Annotated in this window: 17 protein-coding genes; 10 read left to right on the plus strand and 7 right to left on the minus strand. The window is 61.0% G+C overall.

Features of this window, described 5'->3' with window-relative positions; genetic code table 11:
* Nucleotides 1–471: 471 nt before the first annotated feature.
* Nucleotides 472–2235, plus strand: a complete 1764-nt coding sequence (locus H1B37_RS28845) for a DUF8689 domain-containing protein (protein ID WP_286178319.1) — start codon at nucleotides 472–474, stop codon at nucleotides 2233–2235.
* A gap of 24 nt (nucleotides 2236–2259) precedes the next feature.
* On the opposite strand, the gene H1B37_RS28850 is transcribed toward H1B37_RS28845, so the two are convergent.
* Nucleotides 2260–2700, minus strand: coding sequence for a PEGA domain-containing protein (locus H1B37_RS28850; protein WP_286178320.1), 441 nt, complete (start codon nucleotides 2698–2700; stop codon nucleotides 2260–2262).
* Between the two features lie 529 nt (nucleotides 2701–3229).
* Between H1B37_RS28850 and H1B37_RS28855 the strand changes: the two genes are divergently transcribed.
* The gene (locus tag H1B37_RS28855; protein ID WP_182870787.1) at nucleotides 3230–3601 is read left to right on the plus strand and encodes a hypothetical protein; all 372 of its coding nucleotides are present in this window, start codon (nucleotides 3230–3232) and stop codon (nucleotides 3599–3601) included.
* Between the two features lie 42 nt (nucleotides 3602–3643).
* On the opposite strand, the gene H1B37_RS28860 is transcribed toward H1B37_RS28855, so the two are convergent.
* Nucleotides 3644–4642, minus strand: coding sequence for an NHL repeat-containing protein (locus H1B37_RS28860; protein ID WP_353620950.1), 999 nt, complete (start codon nucleotides 4640–4642; stop codon nucleotides 3644–3646).
* Nucleotides 4643–4795: 153 nt separating this feature from the next.
* On the opposite strand from H1B37_RS28860, the gene H1B37_RS28865 reads away from it, so the two are divergent.
* Entirely contained in the window at nucleotides 4796–6142 is a 1347-nt protein-coding gene (locus tag H1B37_RS28865; protein WP_182870754.1) for a DUF6666 family protein, read from the plus strand.
* 113 nt (nucleotides 6143–6255) lie between these two features.
* Here H1B37_RS28865 and H1B37_RS28870 read toward each other — a convergent pair whose 3' ends face one another.
* Both H1B37_RS28870 and H1B37_RS28875 read right to left on the minus strand, forming a co-directional pair.
* Nucleotides 6256–6999, minus strand: coding sequence for a hypothetical protein (locus H1B37_RS28870; RefSeq protein WP_182870755.1), 744 nt, complete (start codon nucleotides 6997–6999; stop codon nucleotides 6256–6258).
* Nucleotides 7000–7075: 76 nt separating this feature from the next.
* Nucleotides 7076–7927, minus strand: a complete 852-nt coding sequence (locus tag H1B37_RS28875) for a helix-turn-helix transcriptional regulator (protein ID WP_182870756.1) — start codon at nucleotides 7925–7927, stop codon at nucleotides 7076–7078.
* A gap of 150 nt (nucleotides 7928–8077) precedes the next feature.
* On the opposite strand from H1B37_RS28875, the gene H1B37_RS28880 reads away from it, so the two are divergent.
* Both H1B37_RS28880 and H1B37_RS28885 read left to right on the plus strand, forming a co-directional pair.
* Nucleotides 8078–9097 (plus strand): dihydrodipicolinate synthase family protein, encoded by a 1020-nt coding sequence (locus H1B37_RS28880; protein ID WP_286178321.1) that lies wholly within the window; start codon nucleotides 8078–8080, stop codon nucleotides 9095–9097.
* A gap of 99 nt (nucleotides 9098–9196) precedes the next feature.
* Nucleotides 9197–10624 carry an oxidoreductase gene (locus tag H1B37_RS28885; protein ID WP_182870757.1) on the plus strand — a complete coding sequence of 476 codons (1428 nt, stop codon included), beginning with the start codon at nucleotides 9197–9199 and terminating at the stop codon, nucleotides 10622–10624.
* A gap of 23 nt (nucleotides 10625–10647) precedes the next feature.
* Here the strand turns inward: H1B37_RS28885 and wecB are convergent, their stop codons facing one another.
* Entirely contained in the window at nucleotides 10648–11835 is a 1188-nt protein-coding gene (gene wecB / locus H1B37_RS28890; RefSeq protein ID WP_220498420.1) for a non-hydrolyzing UDP-N-acetylglucosamine 2-epimerase, read from the minus strand.
* 527 nt (nucleotides 11836–12362) lie between these two features.
* Here wecB and H1B37_RS28895 point away from each other — a divergent pair.
* Nucleotides 12363–14288: a hypothetical protein gene (locus H1B37_RS28895; RefSeq protein WP_182870758.1), complete on the plus strand. Its 1926-nt coding sequence runs from the start codon at nucleotides 12363–12365 to the stop codon at nucleotides 14286–14288.
* A gap of 136 nt (nucleotides 14289–14424) precedes the next feature.
* Here H1B37_RS28895 and H1B37_RS28900 read toward each other — a convergent pair whose 3' ends face one another.
* Nucleotides 14425–15210 (minus strand): undecaprenyl-diphosphate phosphatase, encoded by a 786-nt coding sequence (locus tag H1B37_RS28900; protein ID WP_182870759.1) that lies wholly within the window; start codon nucleotides 15208–15210, stop codon nucleotides 14425–14427.
* 137 nt (nucleotides 15211–15347) lie between these two features.
* Here H1B37_RS28900 and H1B37_RS28905 point away from each other — a divergent pair, with 137 nt between their 5' ends.
* Nucleotides 15348–16439 carry a DUF368 domain-containing protein gene (locus H1B37_RS28905; RefSeq protein WP_182870760.1) on the plus strand — a complete coding sequence of 364 codons (1092 nt, stop codon included), beginning with the start codon at nucleotides 15348–15350 and terminating at the stop codon, nucleotides 16437–16439.
* Here the strand turns inward: H1B37_RS28905 and H1B37_RS28910 are convergent.
* Complete coding sequence (locus H1B37_RS28910) at nucleotides 16414–17646, minus strand: hypothetical protein (RefSeq protein ID WP_182870761.1); 1233 nt, start codon at nucleotides 17644–17646, stop codon at nucleotides 16414–16416. The two genes, H1B37_RS28905 and H1B37_RS28910, sit on opposite strands and share 26 nt — an antisense overlap.
* 199 nt (nucleotides 17647–17845) lie before the next feature.
* Between H1B37_RS28910 and H1B37_RS28915 the strand changes: the two genes are divergently transcribed.
* From H1B37_RS28915 to H1B37_RS28925, 3 genes are all read left to right on the plus strand, one after another.
* Nucleotides 17846–19201, plus strand: coding sequence for a hypothetical protein (locus tag H1B37_RS28915; protein WP_182870762.1), 1356 nt, complete (start codon nucleotides 17846–17848; stop codon nucleotides 19199–19201).
* A gap of 12 nt (nucleotides 19202–19213) precedes the next feature.
* Nucleotides 19214–20344 (plus strand): glycosyltransferase, encoded by a 1131-nt coding sequence (locus H1B37_RS28920; protein ID WP_182870763.1) that lies wholly within the window; start codon nucleotides 19214–19216, stop codon nucleotides 20342–20344.
* A gap of 68 nt (nucleotides 20345–20412) precedes the next feature.
* The gene (locus tag H1B37_RS28925; RefSeq protein ID WP_182870764.1) at nucleotides 20413–21408 is read left to right on the plus strand and encodes an NAD-dependent epimerase/dehydratase family protein; all 996 of its coding nucleotides are present in this window, start codon (nucleotides 20413–20415) and stop codon (nucleotides 21406–21408) included.
* Nucleotides 21409–21459 lie beyond the last annotated feature (51 nt).

Consider the following 21459-nt stretch of genomic DNA (forward strand, 5'->3'; position numbering starts at 1 on the left):
GGTTGCGGGAGAAGCGACTCGCGTCGCTCGCCCTCACCAAGGAGGCGGAAAGATAGGGGCGGAATCGCCGGTTGGCAAGAGGCATCGGTGAAATTTTTGAAAATTAATCGCGAGCCCCGGTTTTTGGCAGGCTAATTGCCGTGCGGGCCGTGTCGCTGGGGTGCGTTTTTGGGCGGGCGTCCAGAGGACTCCCCGCGACGACCTGGAAAGGACGTCGTACCAACCAGCCCGCGACGACCTGGAAAGGACGTCGTGCCAACCAGCCCGCGACGACCTGGAAAGGACGTCTGTACATGCCGGGGACCGTTGAGGGAACTCCGCCAGTGCGGCGATTGACATGCGATGACTGGTTTAATCCGAAAGGTCCGATGATTGGAAGAGTCGCGTTGGTGTCGGTCCGATACCGAAGAAGCGGCAGGCTTTGATGGTCTCCCAAAGCGACTCCTTTCCAAACCCGAAGGTCACTTCTCGATGTCATTTACGCCTCCTTCTGCCGGCAGCGGCGCGGATGCAGATAGCCAACTGGATGCGCTGATCTCTCGAATCCAATCGCTGACCGGGGGCGATGCGGCCGACCAAGGGGCCAAGCAACCGCCGAGGCCGGCGCAGGGGAGTGCGCCGCCACAGCGCCCCGGCGGGCCCGGCCCCGCTTCAACCGGACAGCCGGTCGCCGGACAGCCGCAACCGGGAGCCGCCGCGCAAGCGCCGCGGAGGACGCCGCCGTCGGCGCTTCCCGATGGCCCCCAGCCGGCCCAGCGGCCTCCGGTTCCACAACGCCCGGCAGGTCAACGCCCGGGGCCGCCTCACGGGGCGGCGCCAAGAGCGGCGGTGGCGAACGCCGCCAAGTCATCATCGGGTGGGGCGGCAAAGTCGTCCGATGCTCCGCCGACCGAAGCGGCCGGCGGCCCCAAGCAAACGCTCGGCGGAGGCGTCGAAATCCCGCCGGGACCACTGGGATTTGAACCTTCGCGTGACGAAGCCTGGCGACCGGTCGAACCGGAGTCGATGGAGAAGGCTGGGATCAACGAGTCGATTTTGGAAGCGATCATGTACCGCTTTCTGTTGACCGCCGGGGAATCAGAAGGCCGCAAGATTGCCGATCAAGTGAAAGTCCCGTTTCGGTTGGTCGAACCGATTTTGACGCGGATGAAGATGGAGCAGAACATCGCCTACAAGAACGCGACGGCGACCAACGACTACGTCTACGTTCTGACCGAAACCGGACGCCAGATCGCCCGCAACCACAACGCCGATTGCACCTATTTCGGCGCTTGCCCGGTCCGTTTGGAGGACTACATCAAGAGCGTTCGCTACCAAACCATTGAAGGCCAGTATCCCAAGAAAGCGGACCTGGTGCGGGCCTTCAGCGACTTGCTGATCAACCCCAAAATGCTCAACCGGCTCGGCCCGGCGATCGCCAGCGGACGGGGGATGTTCTTGTTCGGGTTCCCCGGAAACGGCAAGACGTCGATCGCCGAGCGGGTGACCGGCGCGTTCGGAAAATACATCTGGATCCCCCGCAGCGTGGACATCGACGGCGACGTCTTGCGGGTGTTTGATCCGATGAACCACGTGCTGGCGATGCCCGAGGAGAACACCGGGCTGTTGGACATCGGCGGCTTCGACAAGCGTTGGGTCCGGATCGAACGCCCCACGATCATCGCCGGTGGTGAATTGACGATGGACATGCTGGAGGTGCTGTGCAACGCCGACACGAACATCAGCGAATCGCCGCTGCAGCTGAAAAGCAACTGCGGCACGCTGGTCATCGATGACTTCGGCCGTCAAAAAATGCGTGTCGACGAACTGCTCAACCGCTGGATCATCCCGCTGGAAAAACGCTATGACTTCCTGAACATGGCCAGCGGAAAAAAGATCCAGGTCCCGTTTGACCAGTTGGTGATTTTCAGCACCAACCTGGAACCCAAGGACTTGGTCGACGACGCGTTCTTGCGACGGATCCCCTACAAGATCGAAGTCGAAAATCCGCCCGAGCAAGACTTTCGAAAACTGTTCGAAATCATGTGCCGGGTGACCAAGATGCCTTACAACCCCGAAGCGATCGACTACCTGATCAAAACCCACTACCTGCCGGTGGGGCGACCGTTCCGGAACTGCCAACCCCGCGACCTGCTGCTGCAAGTTCGCAATTTCTGTCTCTACAACGACTTGGAGTTGGAGCTGAAGAACGAGTACTTCGACTTCGCCTGCGACAACTACTTCTCGGTGATGTAGTGGATCCGGGCTGTCGCCGCGAGTTTATTGTCGAGGGGCGGTCACCATCCCCGAGTTGGATTGCCGGCGTAGGCCGTCGGCTCGGGCGATGATTTCTTCGGACGCCGGCAGCGTCTTGGGGACCAACGTGACATCGATGATGCGTTCGTCGCGGATTTCGCCCGGCCACAAGGTTTCGGCGACAAGATCGATGCCCGGCCATTGGTACCAGGGCGGGTTGAAGCGACGGCGGATCGTCTCGGTCCGATAGCCGTCGGCCTCCACCCGGAACTCTCGTGTTCCGTAGTAGACGAAGGGCGTGGACGCGGGCGAGGCCCCGATCACTTGGTTGTCGACCGAAACCATCGCCCCGGGTGGGTTGGTTCGGACGGTCATCCGCCGACGGACACAGCCCACGCTCGCCTGGCAAAAACACATCGCTGCCAGCATGAACAGCATTCGGCGACTTTTGTGGAGCGTGGGCATTGGCATACGAAACAGGACCCTCGGCGAACGGGGAAAATCGGGCGCAATGCCGTAGTAGCAGGTTCGGCGGTCACCCTTCCAGGTCAATCGGGGATGCCAGGCCTGTGGCGGGCGGCGAAACGGTGGCTGTGTCGCAACGCATGTCACGCATGAAACCAATAGGACGAATGGGACAAATGCGTCAAATATGTCCCATTGGTCCCATTGGTAAACGATACTCACCTCCCAACGCTTCTGCGTTGCAGCATGTGTCGATCGATGCCCCCAGACGCGTGTTGGGATAAGAATCCGCCGTTGCGGGGGTCAAGATGGACGTCTCCGCGGCGGCACATGGCGGCAGGCCAGCGATCTTGGCTCGCTATCATCGCCAGGACCGTCAAAAGGCACACCAATTGCTGTGATTTTTTAGAATCTGGGCGACTTGCACAAACCTTGTTGATGAGCAAGACTTCGCCAATCAGATTGATGTCGCCCCCCGTATCAGCGGCGTCAAGCGATACCCCCCCTTCTTTTACTGTAGGAAAACCCAATGAAAGGTCTTCGAGTTTTCGCGGCTTGCACTGCGTTGCTGATCGGATCACTGGCCGCCGTGAACGCGTCGGCTGGTTGTTGCGAACCTGCACCCGCCCCTTGCTGCGCCCCCGCCCCTGTTTGTTGCCCGCCTCCGGTTTGCTGCCCGCCGCCGCCGGTCGAAGTGACGTTTTGCGTCGTCGATCCCTGCACGTGCTGCAAGTACCCCGTCACCGTTTGCGTCGACGCCTGCTGTGCCGGTCAAGTCCCCTGCTATGTCGGTTGCCGCAAAGGCTTGTTCGGCCGCAAGATCTTGACGTACAAGTTCGAGTGCGGCGAGTGCGTTGACGTGGTGATCACCAAGCACGGCCGCGTGATCGTTCGCGACTGAAAATAGAACGCCTGGATCGTTCAAATGGGGCCGTCGGTCCTGCTACAAAACAGGTTCAACCGCTTTGGTCTTTCGATCGAAGCGGTAGACCTGTTTTTTCTTTGGGTCGGCGACGTACAGGTGCGTTTCGTCGGCGGTGATGCCGACCGGTCCGGCCAGCGGTTCGCCTTGGAACCATTTCTCGGTCGTCCCATCGGCTGCGAATCGCCAAATCGCTTTGCCGTAGACATCGGTGACAAAGCCTTCTTCGCCGGCCCAGACCAGACCGCCGGGGAATTGGTAGGGACGGCCATCGACAACGGTTTCGGCCGAGTTGTTGGCGACGTCGATCTTCTGAACCGCTGCGGCGTCGGGGGTCACCGCCCACAGGTTGCCTGCGTCATCGAATGACAGCCCCCGCGCGTTGACGCGCGCGACCAGCTCGGGTTTTCCACCGGCGATCGGCAGGCGAAACACCGCACGGCGTTCGGCGTCACCGACGTAAATCGTTTGCCCGGCGGCATCGACGGCGATCGCCATCGGGATCCCCAGGTAACCGTTGTTCAGCGGGGAGAGTTTGGCCCCCGGTTGACCGGCATGGTAGATCTCTCGAGTGGCCGAATCGCCGATCAGGATGCCGCCGCCGGGATGCGCGGTCACACACCAAGGCGCGTTCATGGGTTTGCGCAACAGCGGCGTTCCCGGCGTGAACAGCGTGAACTGCTCGCCATCCTGGATCCAAATGCCCGGCAGAAATCGGTCCACGACCAGTAGTTTTCCATCCAGAAGGGCGACGTCGCGGGGGTAATCGACCGCGGCGGTCGCAGCATCGACCGGTTCGGGGACCTCCACCGTCGGCGGCCCCCCGGGCGTGTCAGCCCCGGCTGTTTCGCTGGCCTCCTTTTCCTCTGCGGTCTCATCCGCAGCGGTTTCTGCCGCAGCGGTTTCGTCTTGTGCCCGGGCCGACGTGGCGGCGGTCAACGGCAGGGAAGCGGCGAGCAGGGCCAGCAGGGTGAGGCGGTGGCAAGGGATTCCGATTGCGCAAAGTTTTCTAATGATCACGATTAGGAGTGCCGAACATAAAACCAAGAGATGTACCGAGAAGCGGTCACTGATTTCGCAACGCCTCCCAGCGGAAAGAATTGGAACATGATAACGTCAAGCCACTCCATTACGCGGGTCTTGCACAGTGGAAACACGTCGAGTCCCCGAAAAATGTTCCGCTCTGGACGGTGCCGACGGATTTCCGTCCTGTCGTTTCCATGGATGGTGCTTTGGGGGCTTGCGGCGTTCGGTTCCCCGGTGATGGCCGGCGAAGGCGTGGTGCATGCGGCGGCCGATGTATTTCAAACCGAGCGTGTGGACATGTCCGACGCGTCACCGGTGCGCCGGCCGCGACGCGACGTTTCGGTCTCTCATGCCGTCCACAACGGCGGCGAATTGAAGCAGGTGAGCTATTTTGAGGGCGATTCCGGCTACGGTCCCGGCGTCTTCGAATCGACGTGCGGCTGTGAAACGGTCTGCGACTGCCCGGTCGGCGGGGGCTATGTCGATCCCGGCTGCGGCATCGAAGCGTCCTGTGGTTTTGAAACCGCTTGTGGCGCCGAATCGTGGGTCGAACCGACGTGCGGATGTGACGGTGTTGGATGCGATGCGTGTTGCGACGGCTATGATCCGACCTGCGGATGCAACGCGTGCTGTGGCGGCATCGGGGGATTCATCGATTGTCTGTTTCCGCGACTGAGAATCCAGTGGGCGCAATTGGATCTGTTTGCCGGCGTGGCCGGGCACACCGGGCCGATGAATTTTGCCAACATCAGCGGCACGGGAACCGATCGTCGCGGGACGGGCAGCTTCGGATTCTACGAAGGGTTCAACAAAGGCGTCGGCTTGCGATTTTTTGGCACCGACATGGCTTGGCAATCCGGTGTGCGGTTCACCCAGAACAACCTTTCCGGTGCCGGGTTCACCGACGAGACGCGCGGCCAGATCTTTCTGACCAGCGGCATTTTTCGGACAGTGGACTATGGGTTTCAGTACGGCTTGGTGCTGGATTACTTGTACGAGGATTGGTACTACCGCAGCGATTTGGTCCAGCTGCGTGGTGAACTCGGTTGGGTCAATCGTAGTTGCAACGTGTTCGGATTGAAGTTTGCAGTGGGAGTGGATGACGACACGGCCACGACCAGCGTCTTGGACAACAGCGGCGCGGTCGTTCGCAATGACATCGAAATGGAAGCGATGACGCAGTACCGATTGTTCTATCGCCACCGCCTGGCACGCCTGGGCGCTTGCGAAGGCTTCGTCGGCTGGACAGACAACGATGACGGGTTGTTGGGCATGGAGCTGGATCTGCCGGTGCACGGCAACTTGTTGTGGAACACTTCGGCAACCTACCTGATCCCGAACGAAGGCACCGGCAGCGGTGGCAATCAAGAAGAGGGCTGGAATCTGGCGATCGGATTCACCTACCGCCCCGGCGGACTGGGCGCCCAATCACGCTACTCGCGTCCGCTGTTGAAGGTCGCCGACAACGGTTTGATGATGGTGGATAGGAAGTAAGGTTGGGAGTTGGGAGTTGGGAGTTGGGAGTTGGGAGTTGGGAGTTGGGTGACAAGAAAATGTTGTGAAACCTGAAACCTGAAACCTGAAACCTGAAACCTGAAACCTGAAATTTACTCCCGCCCTTTGGCTCGCTGCCGCATCTTCGTCGCTCTGCCCGGGTAGGCCACCTTTTGCAGCTCTTCGGCGGTCGGGGGCGTTGTGCCGAGTGTGTTTGCCAACGCACCGGCGATCTTCACACCGTCGGACATGGAAGGTTGGATGAGGGCATAATTGGCGACCACCTTGCCTTCTTTGGCGACCAGGACGGTCAGCTCGACGTTGCGATTCAGGCCGTATGCCCCTGGCCCTTCACCTCCGTCGACCGAGATTCCGACGGGGACCTGCAAGTTCAACGAGCGGCGTGCCCGAGTCAGGTAGGCTTCGGCTTCGGCTTGATCATCGTTCAGCCAAACGATCGCGGCATAGTTGGGGGATTCGTCAAGAGACTTGGCGTAGTTTGTCAGTCCCCGTGCCAGGCCGAGCCCGGGGCGCGTGAGTTTATGCACGAAGACCAACAGGGTCGGTTTTCCATCGGCCTGGGCGACCGGGTCGAATTCTTTGCCAGCGGCGTCGTCGTAGACGCCACGAAGTTTCAGCGGCGGCAGCGGTTCGCCCGCTTGCGGCCCCGAAAACACGGGGTCGTCGCCGTAACACAACGAAGGCGACAAAGACGCGGGGCCCCCCAGCGTTGAAAGCACCAGTGTGGAAAGACCGAGTGCGAGCACGGTCAACGACGCGCCCAAGCCGCTTCGTCGATTGAAAGCAGGCACCGACGTGCCAGCAACGGGGGAAATCAAGTTCACAGTTTCGGACATCGCGTCGTCTCGACCAGAATGGGGAATGTTCATCGCTCCGTTATAACCCAAGGCACGGCAAGGATGTCTGAAACCGCTACTCTGCTGAAATCGATTGCCGATAGTTTTTTGGCGAGACCCCGACTTGGGATTTGAATTGGCGATAAAACGTCGACAGGTCGTTGAATCCACACTCAAAGGCGACCGAGGTGATCGACAGGTTGGTCTGTGCCAGCTGGTGCTTGGCGTGGTTGATGGCCAGTCTGCGGACATGCGTCAGCCAGGTCGATCCGGTGACCTCTTGGAACAGCTTGGTGAAAACGCGGCGGGTCAGCCCCAGTGAGGCGGCCGCGGCGTCAATCGTCGATGCCTCGTAGAACTCGGTGGCCAGGCGGGCGACGTACTCTTCCATGACCTCTCGGTCACTTGTGCGCCGGCCTCTTGAACGGTTCGATTGGGCCGACGCCTGTCCCAATTGCAACACCCATTCGATGATTCGAAGTGCGGCGGCGACCATCGAGATCGGCCGTGTCGGATCGTTGCTGGCTTGCTGGTGCCGCATCCGCCGCAGCTGGGTCGCCACGCGATTGGAAAAGTACGGACTGGCGGCCACCAGACCGAGACGCAGGCGGCCGATCAGCTGGTCATCAAAACCGAACAGCCGCGGATCGATACATCCGATGTACAAACTGCTCGCCGCATCGGGGGCGTCGGTGATACGGTTGGACACGCCTGGCGGGACAATCAACAGGTCTCCCGACTCGAAATGGTGCACGCGGTCCTGGAATTCCAGCACCCCGCGGCCGCGCAACACATAGACCAGTTTCAAAAACGCATGCTCGCGCCAATCCATCGTGAATTGCGGGGAATGGTGGCTCTCCAAGACCAGCACGCCCCAATCCGGGAGATGCTCCTGGAGTGCTCGGTCGGTCAATCTGGGTTTGTTCATCGCCACCTTTCTCGTCGTTTTCCCGCGTCACCAGCATCGGCCCCAAGACCCGCGATGAATGGGGATGCCCGAATTGCCAAGATCGTCGTAACCGATTTTCGAAGACAGGGTCATTGAAATCCTCTATCCTCTGTCAATCTGAATTCAAATTTGCCCGAAACGCAACTGGCCAGCCCGATGAACCAAGTGGAATCGATCGATCCGATCAAAATGCTCAAACCCGGACGAAAAATCACCGGGGTTTCCGCGATCCTGTTGCCGCTGCTGGAGGACCACACGGTTGATTGGCAGGGGTTCGACGATCATGTCGCGCGGACCTACGACGCCGGATTGGCGCCCGCGATCAACATGGACACCGGCTACGGAAACTTGATCGACGATGCGACGCGCATCCAGGCGCTGCGGCGGACGCAAGCGATCGCCGGTGGACGGGATTTCGTAGCCGGAGCGTTTGTGGCCGACCGGCCCGGCGACACGTTCCAGGCGGACGCGTACCGCACCGGGATCGACCAGATCCAGTCGCACGGCGGCACGCCGATCTTTTTCCAGTCCTATGGGCTGACCCAGGGCAGTGACGAACAGGTCGTGTCGCACTACCAAACACTCGCATCGGCATGTGATTCCTTTTATGCCTTTGAGTTGGCAACCGTGTTTGCCCCGTTCGGCAGTATTTATTCGCTCGGCGTGTACGAGCAACTGATGCGGATTCCCAACTGTTTGGGTGCCAAGCACTCCTCGCTCGATCGAGTGTTGGAATGGCAGCGGTTGCAGTTGCGTGACAAGGTCCGTCCGGAGTTCAAGGTGATGACGGGCAATGATCTGGCGATCGACATGGTGATGTACGGCAGCGACTACCTGCTCGGGCTGAGCACGTTCGCCCCGGACGCCTTTGCCGCCCGCGATGCGATGTGGGAAAGCGGTGACGAAGGGTTTTATCAATTGAATGACTTGTTGCAGTACCTGGGGGCGTTCGCATTTCGTGCCCCCGTGCCGGCCTACAAGCACGACGCCGCGATGTTTTTGAAACTGCGTGATCAGATTCAAACCGACCATACCTATCCCGGTTCGCCGACTCGTCCCGACAGCGACCGCGAAGTGCTCGGTCACATCGCCCGCGATTTGGAAACGTTACTCAAGAACGCCGCCAATCCGCTGCAAACGACGGCCTGATTGGATCGCCATCGACGCGCGTCGCTCGAACTCCTTTTCTCGCTCGCTCGTCTTCCCACATCATCACCGCCACCGCTACATCACCGCCACCGCTACGTCATGCCTACTTATCCACGTGTCGCCAGCCTCAAGACGTTTGACGATTTTCAATCCCGACTCCGAGAACTCGGACTAAACCTACCCGCCGACCAAGACGTGGTGCCGGGCCCGGCTTCACCGCTGTCGCAATCGGCGAAGGTCGGTGAGTTGACGATCGGCAATCGGTTCTGCATTTTGCCGATGGAAGGCTGGGACGGCACACCCGACGGCAAACCGACGGACTTGACTCGACGCCGTTGGAAGAACTTTGGCATCAGCGGTGCGAAGCTGATGTGGGGTGGTGAAGCGGTCGCGGTACGTCACGACGGCCGCGCCAATCCCAACCAATTGTGTTTGACTGAAAACAACTTGTCCCAGATCGGGGAACTGCGTGATCTGTTGATTCGATCCCACGCCGAACGCTTCGGCGACACCGACGACCTGGTGGTCGGGTTGCAACTGACGCATTCGGGACGCTTCGCCCGTCCGAACCAAAAGACGAAAGCCGAACCGCGCGCCGCCCAACGCAATCCGGCGCTCGATCCGCGGTTGGGCATCAACGACGATTCGGGCGTCATCAGCGACGACGAATTAAAAACGTTGATTGATGACTTTGTCGTCGCTGCACGCCGCTCGGCCAAGCTGGGCTTTCAATTCGTCGATGTCAAGCATTGCCACGGCTATCTGGGCCATGAATTGCTGAGCGGAGTCGATCGTCCAGGCGAATTCGGCGGCAGCTTTGAAAACCGCACGCGTTTCTTGCGCGAGATCGTCGCCGGGATCCGTGCCGAAGCCCCGGATTTGGAACTCGGGGTCCGGTTAAGCATTTTTGATTTTCTGCCCTACCGGAAATCGGACGCGGGAATCGGTGAACCCGACCCGGCCGGCGACCCACGTTTGGTGTTCGGTTCCAATTCGCGCGGCGATGCGGTCGTGCTGGACGAACCGATCCGATTCCTTTCGCTGATGCAGTCGTTGGGGATGAAACTGATTTGCACGACCGCCGGCAGCCCCTACTACACGCCGCATTTGCAACGGCCGGCCTTCTTTCCACCCAGCGACGGCTACGACCCGCCGGAGGATCCGCTGATCGGAGTCGATCGACAAATCGAAGCGACGGCGGAACTGAAAAAACGCTTTCCGGAAATGTTTGTCGTCGGTTCCGGCTACACCTACCTGCAAGACTGGCTTCCCAACGTGGCCCAAGCGGTGCTGCAAAACGGACTGGCCGATTCCATCGGGCTGGGACGCATGGTGCTTTCCTATCCCGACCTGCCCGCTGATGTACTGGAAGGCAACCAGCTGACGCGCAAGAAAGTCTGCCGCACCTTCAGCGACTGCACCACCGCCCCGCGGAAAGGCATCATCAGCGGCTGTTATCCTTTGGACCCGTTCTACAAGAATCTGCCTGAGCGGAAGGAATTGATGGAGTTGAAAAAGCAGGGGTAGGAGAAGTTCTCCCACCTCCCAACTCACTCCGCTTCCACCATCCAGTCGACGATGCGTCGAGCCGCCTTGCCGTCTCCGTAGGGATTCTCGGTGACGTGTGTCTCGCGCTTTCCGTTGGGTTTGGCCAACAGTTCGCTTGCCCGTCGAATGATCCGCTGTCGATCGGTGCCGACCAGTTCTGCCAGCCCGGCGTCGACCGCTTCGGGGCGTTCGGTTTTCGTGCGCGTGACCAGCACGGCGCTGCCCAGCGACGGAGCTTCCTCTTGCACGCCGCCGGAATCGGTCAACACCAAGGTGGCGCGATCCATCAGCCAGACGAACTCGGGATAGTCCGCCGGCGCGACCAAGTGGATGTTGTTCAACCCGCCCAGCAGCTGATGGACGGGGCCGTGCACGTTGGGATTCAGGTGCACCGGATAGATGAACTGGGTCTGTGGGTGGGACGCGGCCAATTCGGTCAGCGCGGCGCAGATTTGTTCGAGCCCGCCGCCAAAATTCTCGCGGCGATGTCCGGTGACCAGAACGACGCTGTCGGCCAGCGCCATCGGGTACTTTTCCCGCCACCTGGCGTCGTCGGCGCGTTCTTTCGCGATCGTGTGCAGCAGCGCATCGATCACCGTGTTGCCGGTAACGCGGACGTTTTGCCGGGGGACGCCTTCGGCCAGCAGCGCCGATTCGCTGCGGGCCGTCGGGGCACAGTGCAAGGTCGTGACGATTCCCGTCACCCGGCGGTTGAACTCCTCCGGCCACGGTGCTGTCAGATCGCCGGTGCGCAGCCCGGCTTCGACATGCACGACCGGCAAGCGATGGTAGAACGCCACGATCGCCGATGCCATCACGGTGGTGGTGTCGCCCTGGACGACGACACAATCCGGCTGGCACTGATCGACGACGCGGTCGAGCGCTTCCAGGCAGCGGGCGGTCAGGCCGGTGAGCGTCTGGCCGGGTTGCATCAATCCCAGATCGATTTCTGGGGTGATCGAAAAATACGACAGGACCTGTGCCAGCATTTCACGGTGCTGGCCGGTGCTGCAGACGATCGGTGCAACCTGGTCCGGCCGCGCCATGCATTCCAACACCAATGGGGCCAGCTTGATCGCCTCGGGGCGGGTCCCGAACACGATCAGCGGTCGCAGCGGCCCACCGCGACGCCGTGGAATGATCGATGTCGATTTGGCGGGATGCGTGGACGGGGAGGTTTGAGCAGACATTCGGGGGACGGGATTCTCGGAAAGACGACAGAAATACGAGCGGGATCGGTCAACCGTAACCTCATTGGGCGGGAATCCCCTTGGGAATCCGGAGGTACGCGGCTATACATATAGATTAAGTCCGTGGACCGAGCCGTTCGAATTGAAGCCGGCCGGCGATTTCGGGCATCAATCTCAGCAGACAGCCCCTTTTACGAGGACCGCGTCAGGATACACACCGTCGGAAACGTGCGAGCGATCAGTGATCCGGAACTGCCGGATCGGAGCTCGCCGGAGGACTCAATTGCTCTGCCGAATCATCACCGAAGCTGTCACTCCTTTGCAGCGGAAGCATCGCATCGTGGAAGACCCTTCGATCGGACTTGAATGGATGGTTGGAGCATCGAGCGAGCTGATCGGACTCCTTTTCACGCCGGAACGAATCCGTGGACAGCACAACGGTGATGAAACAATGTCACTGATACGCCCGAGTTCTCGGCCGGTTGGTTGACTGCTGGCCCCTCCAAAACAACTCATTAATAGACCGAATGTCAGACAATTGGAACCTTCTTGCCAAGCTTCTTGGTACCCCTGGTCCGCCCGCCCCCCCGAAAACAGAAGAGACGAAACCGCAAGCCGAATCGACCGCCGACGACGACCGCGAACAACAATCCGCATCGGATTCGTCCGAGTTTTCGGATCGGGATTCCAACGAATCGGCGACGCGTGGCATGCCACCGGTGGCCGAAGCGGTCGCCGATGTCAGCGACGAATCCGACATGGACGATAGCGGCCCCTCGGCCGAAGACGTGCTGGAGGCACTGACCAGCGAGACCGCCGCAACGCAACTGCCCGGATTCGGCGTTCGACCCCGCGACCCGCGGATCGATGAACTTGCCGCCGGCGGCCCGCCGGCCAAGCAAGAGCCGGTCGTCGAAGAATTGCTGCAGGTCGAAGCGTCGCGGAGCGAGTCCGACAAGCTGTTTGCCGGCGACGACGCCACCAGCTCGGCCGACAGCGCCGACGCCGACAGTGAGGCCGCTTCCGACGAACCGGAAACCGGTGTCTGGTCGGAATTGGCCGGCGAACTGGGGATTGAAGCGACCGACGAACCGCCGCCCCATCGCCCCCCGATGGAAATCCAATCCACGCGACGCGAAGCGTCAGCGACCAAGTCCAAGAAGGCGCCCCGTAGTTTTGGCGACGGACTGGGCATCGACTTGGGGCCGGAGCCCGAACCGAGCGCCGAGGCCACCGAAATCGAGGCCACCGAAATCGAGGCTCCCGATTCGATCGACAAGCCTGATCCGCCGGCGCGCGAATCCGCAACGGTTGCCGAATCAACGTCGCGATCGGTGGATCCCCCCGACCCCCTGTCGTTCCGCTCGTTTTCCGATTTGAACGACGACGGCGAAGACGACGACGCGGATTCGGCTCAGGCGACCGTCCAGCCAACCCAAGAATCTCCGCGGCGGGATCGCACCTCCGAACGACCCGAACGAGGGCGTCGCCGTCGCGGTTTTGACGATCGCGACGATGCCGACGACGAGGGTCGGTCGCCCGCGGGTGAACGACGGTCCGCCAGCGAAAAGAGCGACCGCGGGCGGTCCGATGGTGACGACCAACCCGGCCGCGATCGTGATGAAGATCGTGAGAGCCCGCGGCGACGTGGCCGACGCGGTCGGCGGGGCCAACGCCAGCGCATGGCCGACGAAGGGCTGGACGCCGAAATGGTGTCGCCGGACGTCGACGCGGACAGCGACGACGTCGCAAGTGATGATCTGGATGAATCTCGCCGAGGATCTTCCAGGCGTCGCGGCCGAAGGGGATCCTCCCAACGCCGCACCGTCAGCCGTGACGAATTTGATCCCGTCGCGGACGAAGACTTCGAACTGGTCGACGACGAATTCGGCTTGGGTGTCGATGTCGACTCGGACGACTCCGAAGACGAAACGGAAGATTCCGGGCCGCGCCGACGGCGACGTGGCCGCCGCGGACGTGGCGGCCGACGTTCACGCGGCGGAAGTGACAACGATGACGGCCGTTCGCAATCCCGCGGACGCGACGATGAAGATCTGGACGAGGACCTGGACGAAGTCACCGAAGCCCGGATCCCCGAGTCCGCGTTCGACGACGATCACGAAGACGACGAAGAAGTCGATGTGATCCGCCGTGGACGCCGACGTCGCGGACGTCGTGGCGGCCGCGGACGATCCAATCGAGACGCCGAATCGGCCGATCAAGACGAACGCGGCGGCGCTTCGCGGGACCGAGACGAGGACGAGGTTCGAACGCGTCGCGGAGGTCGAAACCGCCAGGACGAAGCCGATGCGGAACCGCGAACCGAGGCGGCCAAGCGACGTAAGATCGTTCCGACTTGGCAAGAAGTGGTCACCCTGTTGGTCGACAACAACTTGGAAAACCACAAGAAATCGCCGTCAGGCAAGGGCCGCGGTCGAGGCCGCCGCCGCTAGAACGCCTGGTCGCTTTGTGGACGACGGCCCTTCCGGGGCCGTCGCCAATCAGGCAATGGTCGTGGACGACGCGAGGGGGGGCTCTCCGCTAGCGATCCGCAGGGACTCGTCGCCTCGTCCACTACCGGACTGAGCATCAGACCAACCCGGCCAGGCCGAGTGCCAGCACCAAGCCTCCGGCCGGGATGCACCAGCCGGCAAACCAGTGCAGTCGTTCTTGGCGGCTCCAGCCGATCAGCCACTTGAGGGCAAAGACCCCGACGCCGAACGAGACCAGCGCGCCGATTCCCAGTTCGGTGATCGAGTGTCCCAGGGGCGCTCCCTGGCTCGTCTCTTCGAGTAAATCTTTGATCGCCAGCACGGTCGCGCCCGAAATGGCGGGGATCGCGAGCAGGAACGAGAACACGACCGCGTCGTCGGTTTTCAGCCCCAGCAGTCGCCCGCCCAGAATCGTCGATCCACTGCGGCTGATCCCCGGCAATATCGCGAACGCTTGAAAACAGCCGACGCAAAAAGCGGCCAAGTAAGACGCGTTTCGATACGCGCCCTGGCGAACCGGCAATCGCCCCAGCACGATCAGCATGATGCCCGTGACGATCAGCATGCCGCCGGCCAACAGCGGATTCTTCAGGATCCAACTGAATTGGGCCTTGATCGTCAGCCCGACAACGACGGCCGGAATCGTCCCGACAATCAGCAGTGGGATCACACGCCGGTCGCTGGTCAGTAAATCCAAGATGCGACGCCAAAAGATGACCAGGATGGATCCGAGGGTCCCGGCGTGCAAAATAATTTCCAGCGTCGGCGACTCGCTTTGCACGTCGCTGATCATCGCCCCCAAAATGACCAGGTGCCCCGAAGAACTGATCGGCAGAAATTCGGCGATCCCTTGCACAACGGCCAGGATGATGGTTTCGATCACGCCACTAAATCCGTTTGGGTACTCACAGGGCCTGGATATCAGTTGAAAATCAAGTTGTCCGCTTCTCGCGGCGCTCGATCACAATCACACTGTTGCCGCAGTATTCACCGTCGAAGCCAATCAGGGAACCATCCACCATGTCACTGGACAACCAGAACATTGACACCGATTGCGTCGATCCGAATGCCGGGCTTGTATCGAATCAAACGGAACCGCATCAAACGGATACGGAATGCTCGTCAGATCCGCACACTCCGGCGGCGGGCAAGCGGTCCGCCAGCGCGTTGCATCTGGACGTGGTGAATTTGATCCGTGGGTTTTGTATGGGAGCGGCCAATATCGTGCCAGGGGTCAGCGGCGGCACGGTGGCGTTGGTGCTGGGGCATTACCAACGCCTGATCGATGCGGTCAGCCGGATCGATTCCCACCTGGTCGGCGAGGTCTTGGCACGGCGCCCGAAACAGGCGTGGGACTATGTCGACGCGCGGTTTCTGATGGCGATCGGTGTCGGCGTGGTGTTGGGCAGTGTGACGCTGGCCGGTTTGATCAATTGGTTGTTTGATCATCACATGCCAGAAACCTTCGCGGTATTTTTCGGAATGATTCTTGCCAGCGTGCTGATCGTGCGTCGCCAGGTCAAACGTTGGGGGCCGGCAAGTTTGGTGGCGTGCGCCGTTGGAATCCTGGCCGCTGTCATTGTCGGCCGGCTTTCCCCCACCGACGGCGGCGACTCGCTGATCTACCTGTTCGGTGCCGCGGCGATTGCGATTTGCGCGATGATCCTGCCGGGAATCAGCGGTGCGTTCATCCTGCTGTTGCTGGGCGTTTATCACCCGATCACGGGTTTGATCAAGAACACCGTCAAGCTGGACATCGACTTGAACTCGATTTTGCAACTGGGCGTGTTTGCCTTCGGGTGCTTGTTCGGCCTGCTGGCGTTTTCGCGGCTGTTGAGCTGGATGCTGGACCATCATCGCGACAAGACGATGGCGGTCCTGGTCGGGTTGATGATCGGCAGCGTCGAAAAGCTGTGGCCGCTGCAGGTGCCGACGGCAGAAACGGCGGGGCTAAAGATGAAGGAGCGAATCATGCAGGTCGTCCCACCGAGCGAATGGAACGGCAGCCTGGCGTTGTTGGTCGCCCTGGTCATCGGTTCGGCCGTGTTTGTGCTGGTGCTTGAACGCGTCGCCGAAAGCGATTTGATCAGCGACCATGAACCCGTCGATTAAAGATTGCCGGGTCAAACGGGTTTTCGACCTTCGGCATGCGTCGCATCCGCGGTGTGGTTTCCGGCGATGGTTTCTCTGGCAGTGCGGCCGGTGAGTCCGCGTTCCAGGCCGATACGCTGTCGCCGCTGCCGGGCAGAATGACACCGGCCACGGTTGCGTGGGCCGTATCAACCGCCAAGTCGCCCGATTGGCCAATCGATGACAGCTCCGGCGGGCTTGTCGGTGCAAGGGATTTGTTTTCGCTGGCCCGGTCGGTTTCCCGTTCCCACAACGAAAGCCCCGGATCGAGCGCCATCTGGCTGGATCCAACCTGCATCAGCCAGCGGTCCAAATTGGCCATCATCGCGGAGCCTTCGTTTCCGAATGAATGGCGTCGGCCCCCGTGTCCATCGGACGCACGCAAGCGAATCAAACTGTTGCCCGGTGCCGCCTGGTCGACATACTTCATCACCGCTTGCAAGTTTTCTCTGGCAACATCCTTCGGAGCCCACCTGGATGTCAGTGCCGTGTGGATTTGAAACTCACGCTCATTGCGGCCGTCGCGGGCGTGGCAGCTGGTGCAGCGATTCATCAGGATCGGTTGGATCCGGGCGGTAAACTCATAGACCAACTTCTCCGGCAATCCGTTCGGCGGGGCCGCATCCGTTTCGTCGGCCATCATTCGATCGTCAGCAATCGGCGATTCGTGTGAAACCGTTTGGACCGCGGGCGTAGCGGCATCGACCTGCGAAGGGGCCGACTGTTGGCGGATCACGGCGGCGATCTGCCGCAGCAGCTGAACCGTGTTCGGGTCGGCCGGATCCAGCGCCCGTGCTTCCAACGCGTCCTGGGCCGCTTCTTGTAGCAGCCCATTTCGCAAGCACCAGCGCACATCGGCGTGAAGCCGCTTTAAGTCACCTTGGAAGCGGTTGCCGCGACGGTACTGGTAGAGTTGGCTCAGCGAACGCCCCACCGTTTCGACTTGGTTGCCGGGCAGATTGATTTTCGATTGGTCGCTACGTGTGATCGTGACCGTCGATCCGATCTTAGCGACTTGGCCGCAGAGTACATTGCCGTTGCGCAGCAGCACCCAGGATTCCTGCTGAGACGCAGCTTGCGACGACTCGTCTGCGAGCGACGTCAATGGTGTTGCCGCCGCGGCGAACGCCATTAGGGCCACGAACGCGACGTGGTGAACGGATGCCAATGAGACGTAGGATTCTTTCATTCGCCTGGGCTACCAAATCGGAACGACGGGCGTCAAGAGAAGCGTCTCGGTGACCGTCGAGTGACTTCTTGCGGCCGCGGCGAAGCAACGTGGACGCCGAAGGCGTGAATTGCTATGAACCAGTTCCACGGTTTAACCAGCATCCCCGTCTGTCGCGTCAATGTCCGCATCGTTCTCAAAATCGCCGCGAATCCTGTTCTTGGACGACAACGTTCGGGACATCGGCGGTCACTATTTGGAATTGGCCAGTTTGCTTGCCGACGGGGCGTACCGACTGGGCTATCTGCCGCAGTTGGTTGCTCACCAAACGCTTCCGAAACTCAATCCCGACCTTTCCCGCGACTCGCGTCTGGATCATCTGTGCATCGACGCCCGGTTCGCGGTGCGGAGGATGGAAAACTGGTCGTTGGGCGTCGACGGATCGTCGCACGTGGGGCGTGACATTCAAGGGACACCGAACGACGGCGCGTTGCCGGAACGACTGTGGCAGACCGTGTGTGACGGCGCCAGTCGCCCTGCACGTCGGCCCAAAGCGATGCTGCAATCCTGGGCCTCGGTCTTTGCCGAATCGGTGCTCCAGTTCTCGCCACGGCCGCTGGACAAAATCGTGGTCAACACCGGCGGTGATTTCCAACTCCTCGCCTTGGCACACGCGGTTGGAGAACTCGATCGGCGCGGCGAGACCGGCCCGATGACGATTCATGTCGTGTTTCATTTCGCCGTCTACGAAACCGTGGTGACCGCACGCGCCCGGGCGTTTGGTCGTCAAGTCAACGCGGCGATGGCAGCGATGCAAGGGCATCGCGTCCATCTGCACGCGACCACCGAGTCGCTGCAGCAGCAACTGGCTGCTGTCGGCGTGGACGCCACCGCCATTCCCTATCCCACACGTTACCGCAGCGGACGGCAACGGGAATCCTCTTCATCGAATGCGACGAAGATCCTGTTGGCCGGAATGCCGCGGGCGGAAAAAGGCCGCGGTCAGATCTATGGCTTGTTGGAATCGATCGAGAGACCGCTCCTGCGCTCAGGCCGATTCGTCTGGTCGATGCAATTGCCTCCCAAACGATGGCAGCGAATGATCCCGCCATCGATGCAGTCCGGATGTGACGCCAAGTCTCCGGATCAAACCGAGCGGCTTGCCGACGCCGGTTTGGAAGTCCTGCGCGGAAACTTGACCAGCCAGGCGTACCACGATTGGTTGGACACCGCGGGGATCGGATTGTTCCTCTACGACCCCGGTCGCTATGTCGCCCGTTGCAGCGGTGTGCTGTTGGAAATGATGATTCGCGGTGTCCCCGTGATCGTCCCCGACGGTTGTTGGCTGGCGGACCAAGTGCGCCAGGCGGAACACAACGGCCCGATCGGTTGGATCTATCGGTCGGTCGACCAGATCCCCGAGATTTTGAACACCGCCGAAGCAACTCTGGCAGAAATCAATGCGAATTGCCGGCGGCACGCGGCGCACATCGCGGCGTATCATTCTGGAAAAAATTCGCTGCTGAAGATGGGCATCGATGATCATGCCGCGGCGTCGGTTCGGCAGGCAAGTTAGGAGCGACCGAAGATGAAATTAAAACACCTGCTTCGATACCCGTTTGACATTCGATTGGCCGAAGAGCATCTGGCGTCGCCATCGAAAGTGAAGATGCCGACCGACGAAACGACGATCGGGATCGACTTATATAGCGACCAGTTGTTGTTTGACGGCGGTCGGCATCTGACGTGTTTGGCGGCGTTGGCCGGCAAGATCGGATCGCAGGTGACGTTGCGTTGCAGCCGTGTGTTGTTGGCCGCGATCGCCCACAAGCCGCACGGCGGCCGATTCCTGTCGATGCCCCACGTCAATTGGATCGACCCGCAAGCGACGTTTCCGCTTCAATCGCTGGTGTTGCTCGATACCGATGGCGGACAGGCCGATCGCGTGTTGAACCGACAGCGAACCGTCGCCATGTTGATCGGACGGGACCCGGTCGACAAAACGTTGGTCATGCCCTATCCGATGCACCCTCAACAGATTGCCGATGCGGTGACCGCATGCGACGACACGCTGCGTCGGCGGATCAAGGCCGGCATCTTTTTTGCCGGAAATCAGAATCGACGCTACGGCCGTGATTCCATGCACCACGAGTTCGGTGTGCTGTCACGGCTGGAGATCTTGTCCACCTTGCGGAGCCACTTTGACGTTCGAATCGCCACACGAGACTCGGACGGACGCGACGATCAAATCGTCCTGCGCGACAGCGCGAGCGATCCGATTGCGGCGAAGGATTGGATGAACACGATCGCCGCCCACCAATTCTTTCTGTGTTGCCCGGGGGCGTCTCAACCGGTTTGCCACAACGCGATCGAAGCGATGTCGGTGGGCACGATCCCGATCCTGGAGTATGCCGATCGGTTTCACCCCGAACTGATCGACGGCGTCAACGCGATCTGCTTTCGCGGACGCAAAGGATTGGTGGCCGCGATCCGCCGCATCGATTCGATGCCTCCGGAAAAACGCGCGCGGCTGTCGCGAAACGTCTGCCAGCACTACGACGAACACCTGGACGGCGCACGGTTTTTGAAACGTTTGCGCGACGAATTGAACACGGACTTCGTGGACCAGGTTTCGATGCCCTTTCACAACCGAAACTTCTATTCCAAATCGGCCCCACCGAGTGGCCGCGTCCCCCAGGGGCATCGCCGCGCCGCTTGACGGATCGCGGGCCAGGATCGAAGATTCAGGCCCCCCTTCGATCCTCCGTTCCATCAAAGCCCAACACCATGCGCGTTCTCGTTACCGGGCCAGCCGGATTTCTCGGTGCCGAGATCGTCGACCAACTGCTCGCGCGCGGCGACCAGGTCGTCGGCGTCTCGCGCGGCGACTACCCGGCGCTTGCAGACAAGGGCGTCGAGTACCATCGCGGGGACCTATCCGATGCCGACGTCAGTGGTCGATTGATTCGCGACGTGGATGTCGTCGTCCACACGGCGGCGGTCGCCGGCGTTTGGGGGCCGTATGGGGCGTTTTATCGGATCAACACCCAAGCCACGCTGAACGTGATCGATGCTTGCCGAAAGAACGGCATCGGCAACTTGGTCTTTACCAGCAGCCCCAGCGTGACGTTTGATGGGGACGACCAGCGGGGCGTCGACGAATCGGCGCCTTACCCTCGGCGATGGTTGTGCGCGTATCCGCAAACCAAGGCGCTCGCCGAGCAAGCCGTGCTGCAGGCCCATCGTTCGGGCGAATTGAACACCTGTGCCTTGCGTCCCCATTTGATCTGGGGCGCGAGCGATCCCCACCTGCTGGCCCGCGTGATCGACCGCGCGGCGTCGGGAAAATTGCAAATCGTCGGCAACGGGAAAAACTTGATCGACACCGTCCACGTGGTCAACGCCGCCGCGGCCCACTTGGATGCGATCGACGCCCTCGGCCGGTGGCCGGACGTCGCCGGCGGACGCGCCTACTTCATCGCCCAGGACCAGCCGGTGAATTGTTGGGACTGGATCACACAAATCTGTAGCCTCGCCTCGGTTCCGCCCCCGACGCGCCACATCCCGTTCCCCGTCGCTTACGGTGCCGGAGCCCTGCTGGAAACTGTCTATCGTCTGACCGGCAAAAAAGACGAACCCGCGATGACCCGTTTTGTGGCCGCCCAACTGGCCAAGGACCACTACTTCGATATTTCCGCGGCAAAGGAGCGTCTGGGGTACAAGGTTCGCATTTCGATGGAACAGGGAATTCAGGAATTGCGATCTGCGTGGCAGCGACGGTAGCCGCGACCGCCGTCGCGTGGTCCAATAGAGGCCCCCTTTTTCCTCATCACC

The sequence above is a fragment of the Stieleria mannarensis genome (assembly GCF_014154935.1).
Classification (GTDB): Bacteria; Planctomycetota; Planctomycetia; order Pirellulales; family Pirellulaceae; genus Stieleria; species Stieleria mannarensis.

Coding starts and splice junctions, on each gene's coding strand:
- H1B37_RS28845 (WP_286178319.1), top strand. CDS start 472: ATGTCATTTACGCCTCCTTCTGCCGGCAGCGGCGCGGATGCAGATAGC.
- H1B37_RS28850 (WP_286178320.1), bottom strand. CDS start 2,700: ATGCCCACGCTCCACAAAAGTCGCCGAATGCTGTTCATGCTGGCAGCG.
- H1B37_RS28855 (WP_182870787.1), top strand. CDS start 3,230: ATGAAAGGTCTTCGAGTTTTCGCGGCTTGCACTGCGTTGCTGATCGGA.
- H1B37_RS28865 (WP_182870754.1), top strand. CDS start 4,796: ATGTTCCGCTCTGGACGGTGCCGACGGATTTCCGTCCTGTCGTTTCCA.
- H1B37_RS28870 (WP_182870755.1), bottom strand. CDS start 6,999: ATGTCCGAAACTGTGAACTTGATTTCCCCCGTTGCTGGCACGTCGGTG.
- H1B37_RS28875 (WP_182870756.1), bottom strand. CDS start 7,927: ATGAACAAACCCAGATTGACCGACCGAGCACTCCAGGAGCATCTCCCG.
- H1B37_RS28885 (WP_182870757.1), top strand. CDS start 9,197: ATGCCTACTTATCCACGTGTCGCCAGCCTCAAGACGTTTGACGATTTT.
- wecB (WP_220498420.1), bottom strand. CDS start 11,835: ATGTCTGCTCAAACCTCCCCGTCCACGCATCCCGCCAAATCGACATCG.
- H1B37_RS28895 (WP_182870758.1), top strand. CDS start 12,363: ATGTCAGACAATTGGAACCTTCTTGCCAAGCTTCTTGGTACCCCTGGT.
- H1B37_RS28905 (WP_182870760.1), top strand. CDS start 15,348: ATGTCACTGGACAACCAGAACATTGACACCGATTGCGTCGATCCGAAT.
- H1B37_RS28910 (WP_182870761.1), bottom strand. CDS start 17,646: ATGAAAGAATCCTACGTCTCATTGGCATCCGTTCACCACGTCGCGTTC.
- H1B37_RS28920 (WP_182870763.1), top strand. CDS start 19,214: ATGAAATTAAAACACCTGCTTCGATACCCGTTTGACATTCGATTGGCC.
- H1B37_RS28925 (WP_182870764.1), top strand. CDS start 20,413: ATGCGCGTTCTCGTTACCGGGCCAGCCGGATTTCTCGGTGCCGAGATC.